Raw genomic sequence first — 16,388 nt, 5'->3', positions numbered from 1 at the left:
CCCGGTCCCTGTTCACAGTGGCCGCCACGTTCCCTGCCTCGGGAGGACCCGTGACAGCCGTCATCCGTGACCCGATCATGTTGTCCGCAAGGCCGGGCCCGCTGCCGGGCCGGCGGCCGCCTGCGGCCGGTGCCGCGAGCCTCGCGCTGCGGCCCCTGATCGACGCGCCGCGCCTGCAGGCACGGGTGATCGCAGCCTTCCCGGCGGCCGTCTACCTGGAACTGCGCGCCCCTGCGGAGCCGCACGGCGCCATCGAGCCACGCGTCGTGGCGGTGGTCAGCTCCGACGCGGTACGCCTGCCCAACGCGGTCGTGGTCGTCGCCGCGAGCCGCGAACGCCCGTTCCACGCCGTCCGCGAGGGTTCGGACGCCTTCATCGGCGACGGCCGGGTCGAGATGGCGGGGCTGCACGTCCGGGTCCGCCGCTGGTGGGACCCCTCCCCCGTGCTCGGCGCCCTCTCGGTGACGGCGCTGTCCCGCGGGGTGCAGGCACTCGAGAACGCGCTCGACGCCGCTGGCGGCACGGCCGGATGCGGCCTGGCCGGACACCCGGACCCGCTCCTTCTCGCCCGGCACTGCGCCGTCGGCGAGCTCGCCGACGCGGTCGAGGCCGCCGAACGCATCGTGGGACTCGGCCCCGGGCTGACGCCCAGCGGCGACGACATCCTGGCCGGGCTGCTGGTCTCACTGCGCCTGGTCGGAGGCGCGGTCCGCCACGGCGGCACCGCCGTCTGGCTGGCCGACTGGCTGGGCGCCGCGGTGACCGCGGACGCGGGCACCCGGACGACCGCGCTGGCCGCGACCCTGCTGCACTGCGCCGCGGGCGGCCAGGCCGGCGGGGAGGTCGCCGCCGTGCTGCGCAGCGTGGCCGGGCAGGAACCGCCGGCACCCGCCGTCCGGCGCCTGCTCTCCGCCGGGCACACCTCCGGCGCCGATCTCGCCTGGGGCGTGCTCGCCGGCTGCCGCGCCGCCCTGCGGCTGGCCACCGAGGTGGCCCGCGAAGAGCGAGAAACGGCTTGAAGTCCTGGGTGGAGGTCCGGCCGGGGGCGTACCACGACTCCGTGACCCTGATGCGGGTGAGCCGGCGGCTCACCGGCCGGGCGGGCGTGGCCGACGCGATGGCGGCCATGGCGACCGAGCTCAACCGCGAGGTCCTCGAACAGATGGGCTTCGAGGTCCCGGCCGGGGCGGGCCCCGGCGACCTGGTGGTGGCGCTCCGCGCGGAGGACCGCGCGTTCGACGAGGCCCGGCACGCCCTCGACGATCTCCTGCACGAGGCGGCGCATCCGGCTCCGGCGAGCGGCCCGGACGGGTGGGGCGCGCAGGAGCCGGCCCGGACGACGGCGGCCGCCGCGGCGCGGGTGGGGGCGAGCGAGGCGAGCATCGTCCTGCTGTCGGTGCCCGGCCCGCATGTGTTCCCCGAGGCGATGGACGCGCTCGACGCCGGGCTGAACGTCATGATCTTCAGCGATAACGTGCCGCTCGACCAGGAGATCGAGCTCAAGGAGACCGCCGCCCGGCGGGGGTTGATCGTGCTCGGCCCCGACTGCGGGACCGCCGTGATCGGTGGCGCGGGCCTCGGCTTCGCCAACGCGGTCGACCCCGGCCCGGTGGGCATGGTCGCCGCGTCCGGCACCGGTGCCCAGCAGCTGATGTGCCTGCTGGACGCGGCCGGCGTCGGAGTGAGCCATGTGCTCGGCGTCGGCGGCCGGGATCTCTCCCGGCAGGTGAGCGGGCGGTCCTCGCTGGCGGCGCTCGCCGCGCTGGACGCCGACCCGGCCACCGAGGTGATCCTCATGGTGTCCAAGCCGCCCGCGCCGAGGGTCGCCGACCTGATCCGCGAGGCCGCCCGGCGGCTCGACACACCCGTGATCTTCGCCCTGCCCGGGCCGGGCGACGGTGACCGGCCCGGCGAGTACCCGGGCGAGCGCCGCGATCTGACGCGCGCGGCGGAGGAGACGCTCGAACGCCTCGGCCGCCCGGTGCCGCAGTGGCCCTCGTGGCCCGCCACGGCACCCCGACGTGGAATCTCCCGAGGGGGGACGACCCCCCACCTGCGCGGGCTGTTCGCCGGCGGCACACTGCGGGACGAGGCCGAGGCCGTCGTCGGCGACGTGCTCGGCTGGGACCTGGCCGCGCATGGGCACTCGCTGGTGGACTTCGGCGACGACACCTACACCCGCGGCCGTGCCCATCCGATGATCGATCCGACGCTGCGGCTGGCGGCGCTGGCCGAGCAGGCCGCCGACCCGGGCTGCGGCGTGCTGCTGCTCGACGTGGTCCTGGGGTACGGCGCCGAACCCGACCCGGCTGCCGCGCTCGCCCCCGCCATCGAGAAGGCCCTCCGCGACCGTGACGATCTGGCCGCCGTCGTGTCGCTCTGCGGCACCCGCGCCGACCCGCAGGGCCGCGAACAGCAGGCGAACGCGCTGTACCGGGCAGGGGCGACGGTCTTCCTCTCGAACGCCGCAGCCGCCCGGCACGCGGCGAGCCTCGTTCAGGCCGGAGACGACGCGGACGCGCAAGCGGCACGGGCGGACGCACAGACGGCATGGGCGGACGCGCAGACGGCACGGAACGCATCGCGGGGGGCGACATGAGCGAGTCCCGGCCACGTCTGGGAGGCCTGCTGAGCCGCGAGCCGCACGTCGTCGCCACGGGCGTGGACGTGCTGGCCGAGGCGCTGCACCAGCAGGCCGTCCCGGTCGAACGGGTCGACTGGCGGCCCCCTCCCCCCGGCACCGAGGAAGCGCTCGCCACCGTTCTCGGCGACCCCCGGCACAGCAGTGCCAACGCCCAGGCCGTCGGGCGCATGGTCAGCGCCCGTCCCCAGCTGGTGGACGTACGGCCCGCACACGAGGTGCTGGGCTTGGAACGCGGGACGTTCCTGCACGCGGGCCCGCCCATCGACTGGGAGCGCGCGTCCGGCCCGATGCGGGGTGCGCTCATCGGCGCGATGCTCCTGGAAGATCTGGCCGGCACCCCGGAGGAGGCCGAGAAGGCGCTGGCCCAGGGCGCGGCGACGCTGGAGCCGTGCCACCATCACGCCACGGTCGGGCCCATGGCCGGGCTGGTGAGCCCGTCGATGTGGATGTTCGTCGTCAAGGACACCGAGCATGGCGGCACCGCGTACTGCTCGCTCAACGAGGGGCTGGGCAAGGTCCTGCGGTACGGGGCGTACGGCCCGGAGGTGATCGAGCGGCTGCGCTGGATGGGCGGCGTGCTCGGGCCGCTGCTGCGGGAGGCGGTGCGGCTGCACGGGCCGCTCGACCTGACCACGCTGATGGCGCAGGCCATGCAGATGGGCGACGAGCTGCACAACCGCAACCGGGCGGCGACCTCCCTGCTGATGCGCGAGCTGGCGCCCGCCTTCGCCTCGACCGACTCCTCCCGCACCGATATCGCCGGGGCGCTGAGCTTCATCGGCGGCAACGACCACTTCTTCCTCAACGTCGGCATGGCCGCGGCCAAGTGCGCGGCCGACGCCGCACGGGACGTGCCCGGGTCGAGCCTGGTGGTCGCGATGGCCCGCAACGGCACCGATTTCGGCATCCAGGTGTCGGGCACGGGCGACCGCTGGTTCACCGGCCCGGCCGGGGTCCCCGACGGGCTCTACCTCGGCTCGTACGGCCCGGCGGACGCCAACCCCGACATCGGCGACTCGGCCATCACCGAGACCGTGGGGATGGGCGGGTTCGCGCTGGCGGCGGCCCCGGCGATCGTGCGGTTCGTGGGCGGCGAGGTGCCCGACGCGCTGGCGGCGACCCGGCGGATGTACGAGATCACCATGGCCGAGCACCCGGCCCTGCAGGTGCCGTTGCTCTCGTTCCGCGGCACGCCGACCGGGATCGACGTGACCCGGGTGGTGCGCACCGGGATCCTGCCGGTGATCGACACCGGCATCGCCGGCCGGGAGGCCGGCACCGGCCAGGTCGGCGCCGGGCTGGTCGAGCCGCCCGGGGAGATCTTTACCCAGGCTCTGCACGCCCTGGCCGGGAGCGCGTGACGCCGGGACCGGCCGGGTAGGTTTCTGATCATGAGCGAGCCGATCACCGGGGCCCAGTACGAGATCAGCGCCGGGCCGTACCGCGCCGTCGTCACCGAGGCGGGCGCGGCCCTCCGCACCCTGACCCACCACGGGAATCCGCTGATCCTCACGCACGGCGCCGACGAGGCCGCCCCGGCCGCGTTCGGCCAGCTGCTGATCCCCTGGCCCAACCGGGTTGACCGCGGCCGGTACTCCTACGACGGCGAGGAGCATCAGCTGGACGTCTCCGAGCCCGCCTTCGGCGGCGCGATCCACGGGCTGGTGCGCTGGTCGCCCTGGAGGCTCTCGGAGCGGCGTCCGGACGGCGTGACGCTCACCCACCGGCTGCTGGGCTCGGCCGGCTACCCGTTCCGCCTCGATCTGGAGGCCGGCTACTCCCTCGACCCCGACCGCGGCCTCACCGTCCGGATCACCGCGGCCAATGCGGGCTCGCGCACCGCCCCGTACGGCCACGGCGCCCATCCGTACCTCACGGTGGGAGAGCCGATCGACGCCTGCACCCTCACCGTCCCGGCCGACCACTATCTCCCGGTGAACGACCGCATGATCCCGGACGGGCCGCCCCGGGAGGTCGCCGGCACCTCGTACGACCTGCGCGACGGCCGCGTCCTCGGCGACCTGACGATCGACAACGCCTTCACCGGGCTGGCCCGCGACACCGACGGCCTGGCCTGGGTCCACCTCGCCGGGTCCCGCCACACCACCTCGTTCTGGATGGATGACGCCCACCCCTGGCTGGAGGTCTTCACCGCCGACACCATCCCGGCCGGGACCCGCCGCCAGGGCATCGGCGTGGAGCCGATGACGTGCCCGCCGAACGCCTTCGTCAGCGGCATCGACCTCATCGACCTCAAACCCGGCGCCAGGCACACCGGTTCCTGGGGCATCAGCGGTTAATGGGGCATCAGTGCGTCATGAGCCGGCGGACGCGCAGCCGCCGGCGCACGGTTTCCAGGGAGCCGGATCTTGAGGGATCATTACGGGGTGAACCTGAGCGTTACCTCGATCGACGATCTGTCCGAGCGTGTGGCCGCCGTCTCCGCCGAGCACGCCGCGCACTTCCCCGGGCCGCCCTCGGGACGGCAGCCGGTCCACACCGTCTACGTGCCGGCCGACCGGTTCTCCCGCTCGACCCCCGCCGACTTCGGGGCCGAGGCCCTGCGGCTGCTCAACACCCACACCCCCGGCGCGGGCTCGTTCGGCACCGCGTTCGGCATCGAGCCGGAGATCGCCGGGCTGGTGCGGGAACGGGTGGCCGCCAAGCTGGCGAGCGAGCCGATCGAGGACGTGCGGATCGACTTCGAGGACGGCTACGGCGTTCGTTCCGACGAGGAGGAGGACGACCACATCGCCCAGGTGGTCGAGGCCGTCGCCACGGCCTACAACGCCAAGGGCCTCCCCCACTACTGGGGGCTGCGGGTCAAGTCGTTCGCCGACGGCGGCCACGAGCGCGCCATGAAGACGCTCGACGGCTTCCTCACCGCGCTGCGGGACCGGCTCGGCCGGCTGCCCGGCGGCTTCACGATCACCTTCCCCAAGGTGGTCATGGCCGAGCATGTCGTGATCTTCGTGGACTACCTGGAGCGGCTGGAGACCGCGCTCGGCCTGCCCGAGGGCATCCTGCGGTTCGAGGTCCAGATCGAGACCACCGAGGCGGTCATCGACCACGAGGGGCGCTTCGGCCTGCGCGCGATCGTCGAGGCGGCCCGCAGCCGCATGGCGGCCGCCCACTTCGGGGTCTTCGACTACACCGCGGCCATCGGCCTGCCGCCCGCCGAGCAGCGTCTCGACCACCCGGCCTGCGACTTCGCCCGGCACGCCATGCAGGTCTCACTGGCCGGCACCGGCGTGCGCCTGTCGGACGGCTCCACCAACATCATCCCGCGCAACGACGGCCCGGATGAGGTCAACCACGCCTGGTCGGTGCACGCCGCGCACGTGCGGCACTCGCTGAAGCACGGCTTCTACCAGGGCTGGGACCTGCATCCCGCGCACCTGCCGAGCCGTTACGCCGCCGTCTACGCCTTCCACCTGAGCGGGGTGGACGAGGTCATCGGCCGGGTACGGGCCTGGCACGAGCAGGCCGCGGGCGGCGACGACGGCGTGCTCGACGAACCGGCCACCATCAAGGCGCTCACCGCCCGGCTGCGCCGCGCGGTCGACTGCGGCGCGCTGGACGAGAGCGTGCTCCCTGAATAGCACCATGAGCGCCAAGCTCGAATACCACCAAGCTCGGATGGCGCCGAGCTCTGTGCTCTAGACGGGTTCGAAGATGACCACCGGGATCTCGCGGTCGGTCCACGACTGGTAGTCGTCATACGCCGGATACATCTCGACCAGGCGGGGCCACAGCTCGGCGCGTTCGTGTTCGTCGGCGGTACGGGCGCGCATGGGACGGCGGTGACGGCCGATCTGCACCAGCACGTTCGGATTGGCCTGCAGGTTGAGGTACCAGAGCGGGTGGCGCGGCATGCCTCCTTGTGAGGCCACCATGACCACCCGTTCGCCGTCGTCCAGGTAGAGCAGCGGCACGGTCCGGTGCGTGCCGGACTTGCGGCCGATCGTGGTGAGCAGGCACACCGGCGGCGCGTTGCGTATCTGCCCCTGCATCCGGAAGCGGCGGCCGATCAATCCGCCGGTGAGCTTGAAGATCGCCACATGGATCGTGCTCGACCGCTTGATCATCGTCGTGGTGCGCGGCTCGTCGAGGTAGGCGGGGCGCGGCTTCGGCACGGTGGCCTCCGAGAGATGGTCGGCAATTGATGCATTCTGCCACCCGGACCATGATCACGATTGGGTGTAGAGGGTTCTCGGGCGGCGGCTGCGCGGTTATGGTCCCGGCGTGACCGAACCAGCGCTTGTGCCGTTCACGCCCGGTCCGCAAGGACGCCTGCCCGCCGAGTTCACCCGGCGTCACCGGGAGGAGCCGCTCGGCCCGGTCCGGCTGCCGAGCGGCGACAGCGCGGTCATGGCGGTGCGGTACGAGGACGTCATCACGATCCTGTCGGACCCGCGCTTCACCCGGGAGCTCAACTACCCCGGGGCTCCCCGCATGGTGTCCGGGATGGACATCTCCAGTGACCCCGAGCAGATGCTCAACATGGACCCGCCCCGGCACACCCGGCTCCGGCGGCTGTTGTCGGGCACGTTCACGCCCCGGCAGATCACGGCCTGGCGGCCCCGGGTGCGCACCATCGCGAACGAGCTGATCGACGGCATGCTCGCGGAGGAGGGGCCCGTCGACTTCGTCGCGGCGCTGGCCTTCCCGCTGCCGATCCAGGTGATCTGCGACATCATGGGCGTCGAGGGCATCGACACCGAGCGTGTCCGGGGCTGGTCCGACGACCTGCTGTCCACGGCGGCGCTGACGCCGGACGAACGGATCGAGTCGGCGTTCGCGTTCGCCGTCTACATGGCCGAGCTCATCACGGCGCACCGGGCGGCGCCCGGCGACGGGCTGATCGCCGCGCTCATCCAGGCCCGGGACGAGGACGGGAACGACCGGCTCAACGACGACGAGCTGACCCGCATCGCGATGACGCTGGTCGCCGCGGGCCACGAGACCACGGCGTCGGTGCTGAGCCGGGGGTTGCTGCGTCTCCTCGAACCCCGTGAACGGTACGCGGCGCTGGTCGAGTCGCCCGCCATGGTCGAGCACGCCGTGGAGGAGCTGCTCCGGATGGAGGTGCCGGGCGACGCCGGGCTGCCCCGCGTCGCCAAGGAGGACGTCGAGCTCTCGTGCGGCGTCGTGCGGAAGGGCCAGGCGGTCTTGTCGCCGCCGCTGGCCGCCAACCACGACCCGGAGGTCTTCCCGGACCCGCAGGAGTACCGCCCCGGCCGTGAGGGCTCGGGACACATCGCGTTCGGCCGCGGCGCACACTACTGCCTGGGCGCCAACCTGGCACGGATGGAGCTGCAGGAGGCCCTGTCGGCGCTCGTCGAACGGCTGCCCGACCTCGCGCTCGTCACGCCGGCCGCCGACGTTCCCTGGACGACCGGCCACCTCGTCCGGCGTCCCGCACGGCTCCTGGTCAGGACCCGAGCTTGACGCGGTGGATCCGCCGGTAGTCGCGTCCCAGCGCGAGGCTCATATCGCCGTGCCGCAGCTCGTACACCGCCGACCAGCGGGTGTGGCGCTGCGCCACCTTGGAGAGCAGATCCATCGCGCCCGCGGGATCGAGCCGCCCTCCCGTGCGGCGCATCCGGTCAGCGATCGCCCGGTACCGGTCGTCCGCCTGCCGCTCGCGTTCGTCCGCGGTCGAGAGCACGAAGTTGACCATGTCGTGCCAGCCGCCCGTGCTCGGGATCACCTTCATCTCCCCGTCCACGAACTCGATGGCCGCCGCCTTCCCGCGCGCGTCGGCCAGCAGGTAGTGCAGCGGCGGCTCCCCCTCGGCGAAGTTCACGTTGTAACGGCGGAAGACGGCGACCGCCTCGTCCACGGTCCGCGCCTGGTCGAGAGCGAGCCGCTGGATGCGGGCGCTGCCCACCACGGGACCGCCGGGCACCTTCGGTGCCTTCGCCGAGTCCACCGCGGCCATCCCGACCGCCAGACCGTGCTGGTTGACGCCGTCGAACGGGATGCCGACCGCCTTCAGCATCATGCGGCGCAGCTCGTCGTCCCCGAGAAGCCGCTTGGCCGCACCCTGGTCGATGCCGAGGTAGGAGATGTCCACCAATGAGATGGACGCGGGAGCGTTCGGCGGCTTGGTGGTGAGGAGCAGCGCCGGGTTCGGCCCCCAGTCGAAGTTGCGGCCGAACAGCGGCCCGCGCGGCCCGTGCCCGGCGAGGAACAACGAGCAGGCGAACGGCCGGGAGACCGGGGCGAGCGCCGTCGTCTGCCGCAGCGGGTCGTACGGCCCGTACAGCGTCATCGCGAAGAGCGGGTGATCCGCGTCGATCAGCCGCAACGTCTTCAGACTGCGCTCCTCGTCGCGCGTCAGCGCGCTCCCGGCCTTGTCCGCGGAGCCGCGCCGGCACGCGGTGGCGACCCCCGCCGCCGGCAGCCCGAGCAACACGGCCCGCCGGGGCAGGTGAACGGTGCTCATGATCCCTGCTAACACCGAACGGCCGCCCACGCAAGACCGCCGGGTCAGTTGGAGAGAGCCGGGTCAGTTGGCGAAACCGGCTCAGTCGGAGAAGGCGGCCAGATCTTCGGGGGTGTCGATGTCGTCGGGCGCCGCGACGTCCTCGCAGGGCACCGGAGTCACCAGGTCCGCGTGGGAACGCACGAAGGGCCGGGCTCCCACGTCCCCCTCTGCGGTCTCCGCGACCGCCGAGAAATGGGCGCGGACGAAGAGCACCGGGTTGCGCGGCTCGCCGCCGTACGTGGCGACCGCGACCTCCGCGCCGCCGTCGTACGCCTCGATCAGGCGCCGCACGGCCGCGGCGGTGACCCGCGGCTGGTCGACCAGCGCGACCACGACGGCGGGGCAGGCGGGCGGCAGCTCGGCCAGCCCGGTGCGCAGCGAGGAGCCCATGCCGGTGCGCCAGCCGGGATTGGGCACCACGACCGCGCCCATGACCTCCAGCTCGGCGGCGCCGGTCACCACGATCACCGGCGAGCAGCCCGCCTCCCGCAACATGTGCACACCCCGGTCGACGAGGCGTTCGCCGCCGATCTCCAGCAGCGCCTTGGGCCGGCCGAGCCGGCTGCCCTCTCCCGCGGCCAGCAGCAAACCGGCCGGAGGCACCTCACCATGCAAGGTCATCTCGAGAGGTTACGGCCTCCTACCCCGTTTCGCCGTGGATCCTGCCACTGGTGTCGGTCAGCGGGCGCCCGGATCCTCCCCACCGCAGCTGGATCAGCTCGGCCGCGATCGAGACGGCCGTCTCCTCGGGCGTCCGGGCGCCCAGGTCGAGCCCGATCGGCGACCTCAGCCGCGCCAGCTCGGCGTCGCCGAGACCGGCCTCGCGGAGCCGTTTCAGCCGATCGTCATGAGTGCGCCGCGACCCCATGGCCCCGATGTAACCCGCCGGGGTGCGCAGGGCGACCTCCAGTAGCGGCACATCGAACTTCGGATCGTGGGTGAGGACGCAGATCGCCGTCCGCGCGTCCACCTCGGTCTCGCCGAGGAACTTGTGCGGCCACTTGACCACGACCTCGTCCGCGTCCGGGAACCGCTTGGGCGTCGCGAACACCCCCCGGGCGTCGCAGACCGTCACGTGGTAGCCGAGGAACTTGCCGATCCGCGCCACCGCCGCGGCGAAGTCGATCGCGCCGAAGACCAGCAGGTGCGGTGGCGGCGCGAAGCTGTGCACGAACACCGTGAGCTCGTCGAGCCGCCGCTCCCCTGCCCGCCCGTAGTGCCGCTGCCCCGTCAGGCCCTGCGCGAGCATGCCGCGCGCGTCGTCGTCGACCGCGTCGTCCAGCCGGTCGGCGTACGAGGCGCCCGGCGCCAGCGACCCGGCGGCGCGATCGGGCCACACGATCCGGCGCGCGCCGATCTTGCCCGGCCCGGCGACCACGGTCGCGACGGCGACGGGCTCGCGCGCCGCGATGGACGCGGCGACCGCCCCGAACTCCGGGAAGGACGCGGGCCCGACCGGCTCGACGAGGATGTCCAGAATGCCGCCGCAGGTGAGGCCCACCGCGAACGCGTCGTCGTCGCTCACGCCGTACCGCCGCAGCACAGGCTCGCCGGATCCGATCACCGACTGGGCCAGGTCGTACACGGCGCCCTCGACGCACCCGCCGGACACGCTGCCCGCCACCTCGCCGGAGGCCGACACGGCCATCGCCGCGCCCGGCGGCCGCGGCGCGCTGCGGAAGGTGTTGACGACCGTGGCCAGGCCGAACGTCTCGCCGGTCTCGTACCAGCGCACGATGTCATCGAGCACGTCGCGCATTGCGGTCCCCTATCAGCCGAGCCAGATCCTCCAGGGCGCCGAGGCTGTGCCCGGAGGTGAAGTCGTCAATGTACGGGAGAGCCGCCGCCATCCCGGCGGTCAGCGGCTCATAGCCGGGCCGGGCCTTGTGCGGGTTGGCCCACACCACGCGGTGGGCGAGCCGGTGCAGCCGTGCCATCTGGGCGCCCAGCAGCCCGGCATCGCCGCGTTCCCAGCCGTCCGAGGCGATGACCACGACCGCGCCCCGGGCCAGGCCGCGCTGCCCGAACCGGTCGAGGAACTCCTTGAGCTCCTCCCCCAGCCGCGTGCCGCCGCTCCAGTCGGGGATCGCGGCGGACGCGGCCGTCATCGCGGTGTCTGGGTCGCGGTGCCGCAACTCCCGGGTGAGGCGGGTCAGGCGCGTTCCGGCGCTGAACACCTCGACACCCCGGCCTCCGGCGCGTGCGGCGGCGTGCGCGAAACGCAGCAACGCGTCGGCGTACGGGCTCATCGAGCCGCTGACATCGATGAGGAGCACCACGCGGCGCGGCCTCGTCCGGTGGGCCCGGTGGCGCAGCGCCGAGATCTCCCCGCCCCGGCGCAACACCTCGCGGATGGTCCGGCCGGGATCGAGGCGGCCACCACTCGCCGGTTCGAAGCGCCGGGACCGGCGCTGCTCGGCCGCGGCGGCCAGGAGCGCGATGAGCCGGTTGACCTCGGCGCGCTCGGCGGCGCTGAGCTTCGCGACGTCGCGGTTGCGCAGCACCTCCACGCCGCTGGCCGTGGCCAGGCGCACGTCCGTCGCCCGTTCCTCCCCGGCGGGCGTCCGCGGGCTCGGGACCAGCGTGTAGCGCCGGACGGCGGGCGGCGGAACGCGGCGTCCGGAACGGGCCGTGCGACCGCCGAAGTAGGCGGCGAAGCAACGGTCGTAGCGGGCGATGTCATCGGGGTCGGCGCACAGCGTGAACCGGCCCGCCCAGTAGACGTCGGCCGGATCGAGCACGTCCAGATGGTCGAGCGCGCCCAGCATCGCCTGGACCCGTTCGGTGTCGGCGGGGCCGCCCGCCGCGCGCACCGTACGGGCGAAGCCGATGATCGTCTCAGTGCCGTCCCGCATGCGTGCCGCCCCTCACCCGTCGTCGAAGAGGGCGGCCAGGCCGTTCTTGACGACGCGTTCCTGGTCCTCGCGGTACTTCAGCACCGCGCCCAGCGTGACCGCCGCCGTCCCGGGGTCGAGCTCGCGGGCGCCGAGCGCGACCAGGGCCTCGGTCCAGTCCAGGCTCTCGGCGACGCCGGGCGGCTTGAGCAGATCCTCGGCACGCAGCCGCTGCGCCGCCTGGGCGACCTGGCGGGCCAGCCGGCCGGCGGCACCGGGCAGGCGCCGCCGGATGATCGCGACCTCGCGCTCGTAGGAGGGATGCTCCAGCCAGTGGTAGAGGCAGCGGCGCTTGAGGGCGTCGTGCACCTCACGGGTGCGGTTGGACGTGACGACCACCACCGGCGGCACCTCGGCCCGCACGGTCCCGAGTTCGGGAACGGAGATGGTGAAGTCGCTCAGCACCTCCAGCAGGAACGCCTCGAACTCGTCGTCGGCACGGTCGATCTCATCGACGAGCAGCACGCTCGGCACGGTCTCGAGCGCCTGCAGCAGCGGCCGCGCGAGCAGGAAGCGCCGGTCGTAGAGCTCGCCCTCCAGCCGGTCGACGTCGGCGACTCCTGCGGCCTCGGCGGCGCGCAGATGGAGCAGCTGGCGCGGGAAGTCCCAGTCGTACAACGCCTGCGCCGCGTCGAGGCCCTCATAACACTGGAGGCGGATCAGCGGCGCGCCGAGGACCGCTGCAAGCGCCTTGGCCAGGGCGGTCTTACCGACCCCGGCCTCCCCCTCCAGGAACAGCGGCCGCCGCATCCGGAGCGCGAGGAAGCCCGCGGTCGCAAGGCCCTCGTCGGCCAGGTAGGCCTGCCCGTCCAGAAGCCGTTGGAGGTCGCCGGGAGATTCGATGCCGGATTCAGCCTCGGGCGCGCCGTTCGCCGCGATTCGCGTCACGCCCTCAGGCTACCCACCGCCGACCAGGTGCGTTTTAGCGACTTTTCCTACATGAACAGTTGACTTTATGAGGACGTGTCACCCACGATCGGTCCATGGACCATGACCTCACCGACGAGGCCACCTACGAACGAATGCGCGCCGAGCAATGGAGCCGGATCTCACGCCGTGGGATGTTGCGAGCCACCGCGGGTGTGAGCCTCGGCGCCGCGTTCGCCGGAACCGGCATGGCGCACGCGGCCACCCCCTCAGGCGGCCCCATCGTCAAGCCCTTGCCGCCCGAGCTGTTCATCGCGCACGGGACGAACGCCGAGACCCGCTGGGAGGCGCTCAAGGGCACCGGGCAGCACACGCCGGTCGACCGGTTCTTCGTCCGCAACCACGTCGCCACGCCGCTCATCGACGCGCGGACGTGGCGGCTCAAGCTCTGGGGCAGCGGCCTGCGCGGGGCACCGGACGCCGATCACCCGGTCGAGTTGTCGTACGAGGATCTGCTCGGCCTGCGCGCGGAGACCATCACCGCGTTCATCGAGTGCACGGGCAACGGCCGCAGCTTCTACACCTCGCAGCAAGGGCAGCAGGTCTCCGGCACACCGTGGAAACTCGGCGCCGTCGGCGTCGCGCGCTGGCGCGGCGTCCCGCTCTCGACCGTGCTGGAACGCGCGGGACTGACCCGGCAGGCTGTGGACGTCCTCCCCCGCGGCCTCGACGCCGAATTCGTCGACAAGGGCGAGAACCTCGGCCGCGTGCGCCGTCCCCTGCCGATCGCCAAGGCCCTCAAGGACGTGCTGCTCGCGTACGAGATGAACGGCGCGCCGCTCGCCCCCGATCACGGCTACCCGGTCCGCCTCGTCGTGCCGTCGTGGGTGGGGATCGCCTCCATCAAGTGGCTCGGCGACATCGAGGTGTCGGACAAGCCGCTCTTCTCGCCATGGAACACCCGCTTCTACCGGCTGTTCGGGCCGGATCACCCCGCCGAGGGCAGCGCGCCGCTCACCCGGATGAACGTGAAGAGCGCGTTCGAGCTCCCCTGGGACGCTCAGCTCACCCGCCACCGCACGCACGTGCTGACCGGGCGCTCCTGGTCGGCCAACGGGCGGATCCGCTACGTCGAGGTGAGCGTCGACGGCGGCACCACCTGGCGGCGAGCCCGGACGCTGGGCCCGCGCCCCTTGCGGGGCTGGGTGCGCTGGGAGTTCCCCTGGCGACCCAAGGCACAGGGGAGGTACGAGTTGCTCGCGCGCGCCGTGGACGAGACCAGTTCTGGACAGCCCATGACCGCCCCTTACAACACTCTTGGCTACCTCTTTAACGCCGTAGTGCGTCATCCCATAACCATCTCCTAGCGCCCCCTTGCCAATGTCTCGGCGAGGGATAATAGACATGCAGGAGACACAGGGAGGAACCATGGCACTTTGGAAGCCGGATCCCACCTTCTACGCCTCGCCGCGCGACGCCGTCTCCGCACCCCCCGAGAGGCTCGCCTACGTCGCCGCGTTCGACCGTGCCGCGGCCAAGTCCGACGCGATCGCGGTCCTCGACGTCGACCCCGGCTCGGACTCCTACGGCGATGTCGTCGGCTGGGCCGACATGCCCGGCACGGGGGACGAACTGCACCACTTCGGCTGGAACGCGTGCAGCAGCGCATTGTGCCCCTACGCGCCGCATCCGCACGTCGAACGCCGCTACCTCATCGTTCCGGGACTGCGGTCGTCGCGGATCCACGTCTTCGACACCAAGGACGACCCGCTCAAGCCCCAGCTGGTGAAGACCCTGGAGGCGAGCGAGCTCGCCAAGCGCGCCGGTTACTCGCGCCCGCACACCGTCCACTGCGGCCCGGCCGGGCTCTACGTGACGGCGCTCGGCGGCGCCGACGGCGAGGACGGGCCCGGCGGGATCGCGCTGCTCGACCACACCTCGTTCGAGGTGCTGGGCCGGTGGGAGGTCGACCGCGGCCCGCAGTACTTCGCCTACGACGCCTGGTGGCACATCGCGCACGACGTGCTGGTGACCTCCGAGTGGGGCACGCCCTCGATGATCGAGGACGGGGTGGTCCCCGAGTTGCTGGTCGGCCGCAAGTACGGCCACGCCCTGCACTTCTGGGACCTGCGCAAGCGCACGCACGTCCAGACCGTGGACCTCGGCGACCAGCACCAGCTGGTGCTCGAACTGCGCCCGGCCCACGACCCGACCAAGCTGTACGGCTTCGCCGGCGTGGCTGTGAGCGTCGAGGACCTGTCGGCCTCGGTCTGGATCTGGCACCGCGACGGCGACGCCTGGGCGGCGAAGAAGGTCATCTCGATCCCGGCCGAGCCCGTGGCGGACGCCGGGACGCTGCCGCCGGTCATCCAGCCGTTCGGCGCGGTGCCGCCGCTGGTCACCGACATTGACCTGTCGGTGGACGACCAGTGGCTGTACGTGTCGTGCTGGGGCACCGGCGAGCTCAAGCGCTATGACGTGAGCGACCCGTTCAACCCGGTCGAGGCCGGCTCGGTGCGCATCGGCGGCATCGCGGGCCGGACCGCGCACCCCGTCGCACCGGACCTGCCGCTCGCGGGGGGCCCGCAGATGGTCGAGGTCAGCCGCGACGGCAAGCGGGTCTACGTGACCAACTCGCTGTACGGGGCGTGGGACGACCAGTTCTTCCCGGACGGCGTGGGCGCCTGGATGGCCAAGCTCGACTCGACGCCGGAGGGCTTCACCTTCGACGAACGGTTCTTCCCGCACGGCGACGACTTCCGCGGCCTCCGCCCGCACCAGACGCGGTTGCAGGGCGGCGACGCGTCCTCCGACTCCTACTGCTATCCGTGACCCAAGGATCGCTCGCCGCCCTGCTCGCCCTGGGCGCGTTCCACGGGCTCAACCCCGGCATGGGCTGGCTCTTCGCGGTCGCCCGCGGACTGCAGGAACGGAGCCGCGCGCTGGTCCTGCAGTCGCTGCCCGCCATCGCCGCCGGGCACGCGGCCTCCGTCGGCGTGGTGGCCGTGCTGGTGTCGGTGACCCGGTCGGTCGTCGCGACGCAGGTGGTGGCGATCACCGGAGGCGTGCTCCTGGTGGGCTTCGGGTTGTGGCGCTTGCTGTCCCAGCGGCATTTCCGCTGGGTCGGCATGCGCCTCTCGCTCTGGCAGCTCGCGGGCTGGTCGTTCCTCATGTCCTCGGTGCACGGCGCCGGGCTCATGCTCCTGCCGGTGCTGACCACCGGCCCGGCGTCCGGGCACCGGCACAGCGCGGCCGACGGCCTGTCCGCGGGCGTCTTCGTCACCGGCGTGCACACCCTCGCCATGTTCGCCGTCGCCGGGGTGGTAGCGCTGGCGGTGTACGAGATCGTCGGCCTGGCGATCCTGCGCCGGGCCTGGTTCAATCTCGACCGGGTGTGGGCGGTCGCGCTCGTGGGCGCCGGGGCCGCGACCCTCCTCACCGCCTGACCGCGACCCGCCAATTTGATCATTCCCCTGCGGCCGCGGCTTCC

The 16,388-nt window shown here is 72.8% G+C and carries 15 protein-coding genes; 9 read left to right on the top strand and 6 right to left on the bottom strand.

Translation table 11 applies throughout. The annotated features are described in order from the left end of the window. Positions 1 to 50 precede the first annotated feature (50 nt). From ACH34W_RS06535 to ACH34W_RS06515, 5 genes are all read left to right on the top strand, one after another. A complete protein-coding gene (locus ACH34W_RS06535; protein ID WP_395959783.1) occupies positions 51 to 1,019 on the top strand; it encodes a DUF2877 domain-containing protein in 969 nt (322 codons plus the stop codon). Next, a complete protein-coding gene (locus ACH34W_RS06530; protein ID WP_395959782.1) occupies positions 1,016 to 2,599 on the top strand; it encodes an FdrA family protein in 1,584 nt (527 codons plus the stop codon). Before ACH34W_RS06535 ends, ACH34W_RS06530 begins: the two co-directional genes overlap by 4 nt. After that, positions 2,596 to 4,005 carry a DUF1116 domain-containing protein gene (locus ACH34W_RS06525; protein ID WP_395959781.1) on the top strand — a complete coding sequence of 470 codons (1,410 nt, stop codon included), beginning with the start codon at positions 2,596 to 2,598 and terminating at the stop codon, positions 4,003 to 4,005. Before ACH34W_RS06530 ends, ACH34W_RS06525 begins: the two co-directional genes overlap by 4 nt. Positions 4,006 to 4,035: 30 nt before the next feature. After that, on the top strand, positions 4,036 to 4,944 hold the full coding sequence (locus ACH34W_RS06520; RefSeq protein ID WP_395959780.1) for an aldose 1-epimerase family protein: 909 nt from the start codon (positions 4,036 to 4,038) through the stop codon (positions 4,942 to 4,944). Between the two features lie 87 nt (positions 4,945 to 5,031). Further along, positions 5,032 to 6,246 carry a DUF6986 family protein gene (locus ACH34W_RS06515; protein WP_395959779.1) on the top strand — a complete coding sequence of 405 codons (1,215 nt, stop codon included), beginning with the start codon at positions 5,032 to 5,034 and terminating at the stop codon, positions 6,244 to 6,246. Between the two features lie 57 nt (positions 6,247 to 6,303). On the opposite strand, the gene ACH34W_RS06510 is transcribed toward ACH34W_RS06515, so the two are convergent. Beyond that, complete coding sequence (locus ACH34W_RS06510; protein ID WP_395959778.1) at positions 6,304 to 6,780, bottom strand: nitroreductase family deazaflavin-dependent oxidoreductase; 477 nt, start codon at positions 6,778 to 6,780, stop codon at positions 6,304 to 6,306. A gap of 109 nt (positions 6,781 to 6,889) precedes the next feature. Between ACH34W_RS06510 and ACH34W_RS06505 the strand changes: the two genes are divergently transcribed. Beyond that, positions 6,890 to 8,095: a cytochrome P450 gene (locus ACH34W_RS06505; protein WP_395959777.1), complete on the top strand. Its 1,206-nt coding sequence runs from the start codon at positions 6,890 to 6,892 to the stop codon at positions 8,093 to 8,095. Here ACH34W_RS06505 and ACH34W_RS06500 read toward each other — a convergent pair. The 5 genes from ACH34W_RS06500 to ACH34W_RS06480 all read right to left on the bottom strand — a co-directional run bounded on the left by ACH34W_RS06500 (position 8,079) and on the right by ACH34W_RS06480 (position 12,910). After that, positions 8,079 to 9,095 (bottom strand): carcinine hydrolase/isopenicillin-N N-acyltransferase family protein, encoded by a 1,017-nt coding sequence (locus ACH34W_RS06500; protein WP_395959776.1) that lies wholly within the window; start codon positions 9,093 to 9,095, stop codon positions 8,079 to 8,081. The two genes, ACH34W_RS06505 and ACH34W_RS06500, sit on opposite strands and share 17 nt — an antisense overlap. A gap of 81 nt (positions 9,096 to 9,176) precedes the next feature. Next, positions 9,177 to 9,758 (bottom strand): NTP transferase domain-containing protein, encoded by a 582-nt coding sequence (locus ACH34W_RS06495; protein ID WP_395959775.1) that lies wholly within the window; start codon positions 9,756 to 9,758, stop codon positions 9,177 to 9,179. Positions 9,759 to 9,777: 19 nt separating this feature from the next. Then, positions 9,778 to 10,896 carry an XdhC family protein gene (locus tag ACH34W_RS06490; protein ID WP_395959774.1) on the bottom strand — a complete coding sequence of 373 codons (1,119 nt, stop codon included), beginning with the start codon at positions 10,894 to 10,896 and terminating at the stop codon, positions 9,778 to 9,780. Then, a complete protein-coding gene (locus tag ACH34W_RS06485) occupies positions 10,877 to 11,992 on the bottom strand; it encodes a VWA domain-containing protein (protein WP_395959773.1) in 1,116 nt (371 codons plus the stop codon). The genes ACH34W_RS06490 and ACH34W_RS06485 overlap by 20 nt, the downstream gene beginning before the upstream one ends. A 12-nt stretch (positions 11,993 to 12,004) precedes the next feature. Next, the gene (locus tag ACH34W_RS06480; RefSeq protein WP_395960060.1) at positions 12,005 to 12,910 is read right to left on the bottom strand and encodes an AAA family ATPase; all 906 of its coding nucleotides are present in this window, start codon (positions 12,908 to 12,910) and stop codon (positions 12,005 to 12,007) included. Between the two features lie 104 nt (positions 12,911 to 13,014). Here ACH34W_RS06480 and ACH34W_RS06475 point away from each other — a divergent pair, with 104 nt between their 5' ends. The 3 genes from ACH34W_RS06475 to ACH34W_RS06465 all read left to right on the top strand — a co-directional run bounded on the left by ACH34W_RS06475 (position 13,015) and on the right by ACH34W_RS06465 (position 16,344). Further along, positions 13,015 to 14,265, top strand: a complete 1,251-nt coding sequence (locus tag ACH34W_RS06475) for a sulfite oxidase (RefSeq protein WP_395959772.1) — start codon at positions 13,015 to 13,017, stop codon at positions 14,263 to 14,265. 61 nt (positions 14,266 to 14,326) lie between these two features. Next, complete coding sequence (locus ACH34W_RS06470; RefSeq protein WP_395959771.1) at positions 14,327 to 15,730, top strand: selenium-binding protein SBP56-related protein; 1,404 nt, start codon at positions 14,327 to 14,329, stop codon at positions 15,728 to 15,730. Further along, positions 15,727 to 16,344: a hypothetical protein gene (locus tag ACH34W_RS06465; protein ID WP_395959770.1), complete on the top strand. Its 618-nt coding sequence runs from the start codon at positions 15,727 to 15,729 to the stop codon at positions 16,342 to 16,344. The genes ACH34W_RS06470 and ACH34W_RS06465 overlap by 4 nt, the downstream gene beginning before the upstream one ends. The last annotated feature ends 44 nt before the right edge of the window (positions 16,345 to 16,388 follow it).

The organism is Actinomadura sp. 6N118, assembly GCF_044326415.1.
GTDB lineage: Bacteria > Actinomycetota > Actinomycetes > Streptosporangiales > Streptosporangiaceae > Spirillospora.
This window is presented reverse-complemented; position numbering and strand designations above follow the sequence as displayed.

What these genes read in the sequence shown, in the direction of transcription:
- ACH34W_RS06525 (WP_395959781.1), top strand. Translation starts at nt 2,596, where the DNA reads ATGAGCGAGTCCCGGCCACGTCTGGGAGGCCTGCTGAGCCGCGAGCCG.
- ACH34W_RS06520 (WP_395959780.1), top strand. Translation starts at nt 4,036, where the DNA reads ATGAGCGAGCCGATCACCGGGGCCCAGTACGAGATCAGCGCCGGGCCG.
- ACH34W_RS06500 (WP_395959776.1), bottom strand. Translation starts at nt 9,095, where the DNA reads ATGAGCACCGTTCACCTGCCCCGGCGGGCCGTGTTGCTCGGGCTGCCG.
- ACH34W_RS06495 (WP_395959775.1), bottom strand. Translation starts at nt 9,758, where the DNA reads ATGACCTTGCATGGTGAGGTGCCTCCGGCCGGTTTGCTGCTGGCCGCG.
- ACH34W_RS06490 (WP_395959774.1), bottom strand. Translation starts at nt 10,896, where the DNA reads ATGCGCGACGTGCTCGATGACATCGTGCGCTGGTACGAGACCGGCGAG.
- ACH34W_RS06485 (WP_395959773.1), bottom strand. Translation starts at nt 11,992, where the DNA reads ATGCGGGACGGCACTGAGACGATCATCGGCTTCGCCCGTACGGTGCGC.
- ACH34W_RS06475 (WP_395959772.1), top strand. Translation starts at nt 13,015, where the DNA reads ATGGACCATGACCTCACCGACGAGGCCACCTACGAACGAATGCGCGCC.
- ACH34W_RS06470 (WP_395959771.1), top strand. Translation starts at nt 14,327, where the DNA reads ATGGCACTTTGGAAGCCGGATCCCACCTTCTACGCCTCGCCGCGCGAC.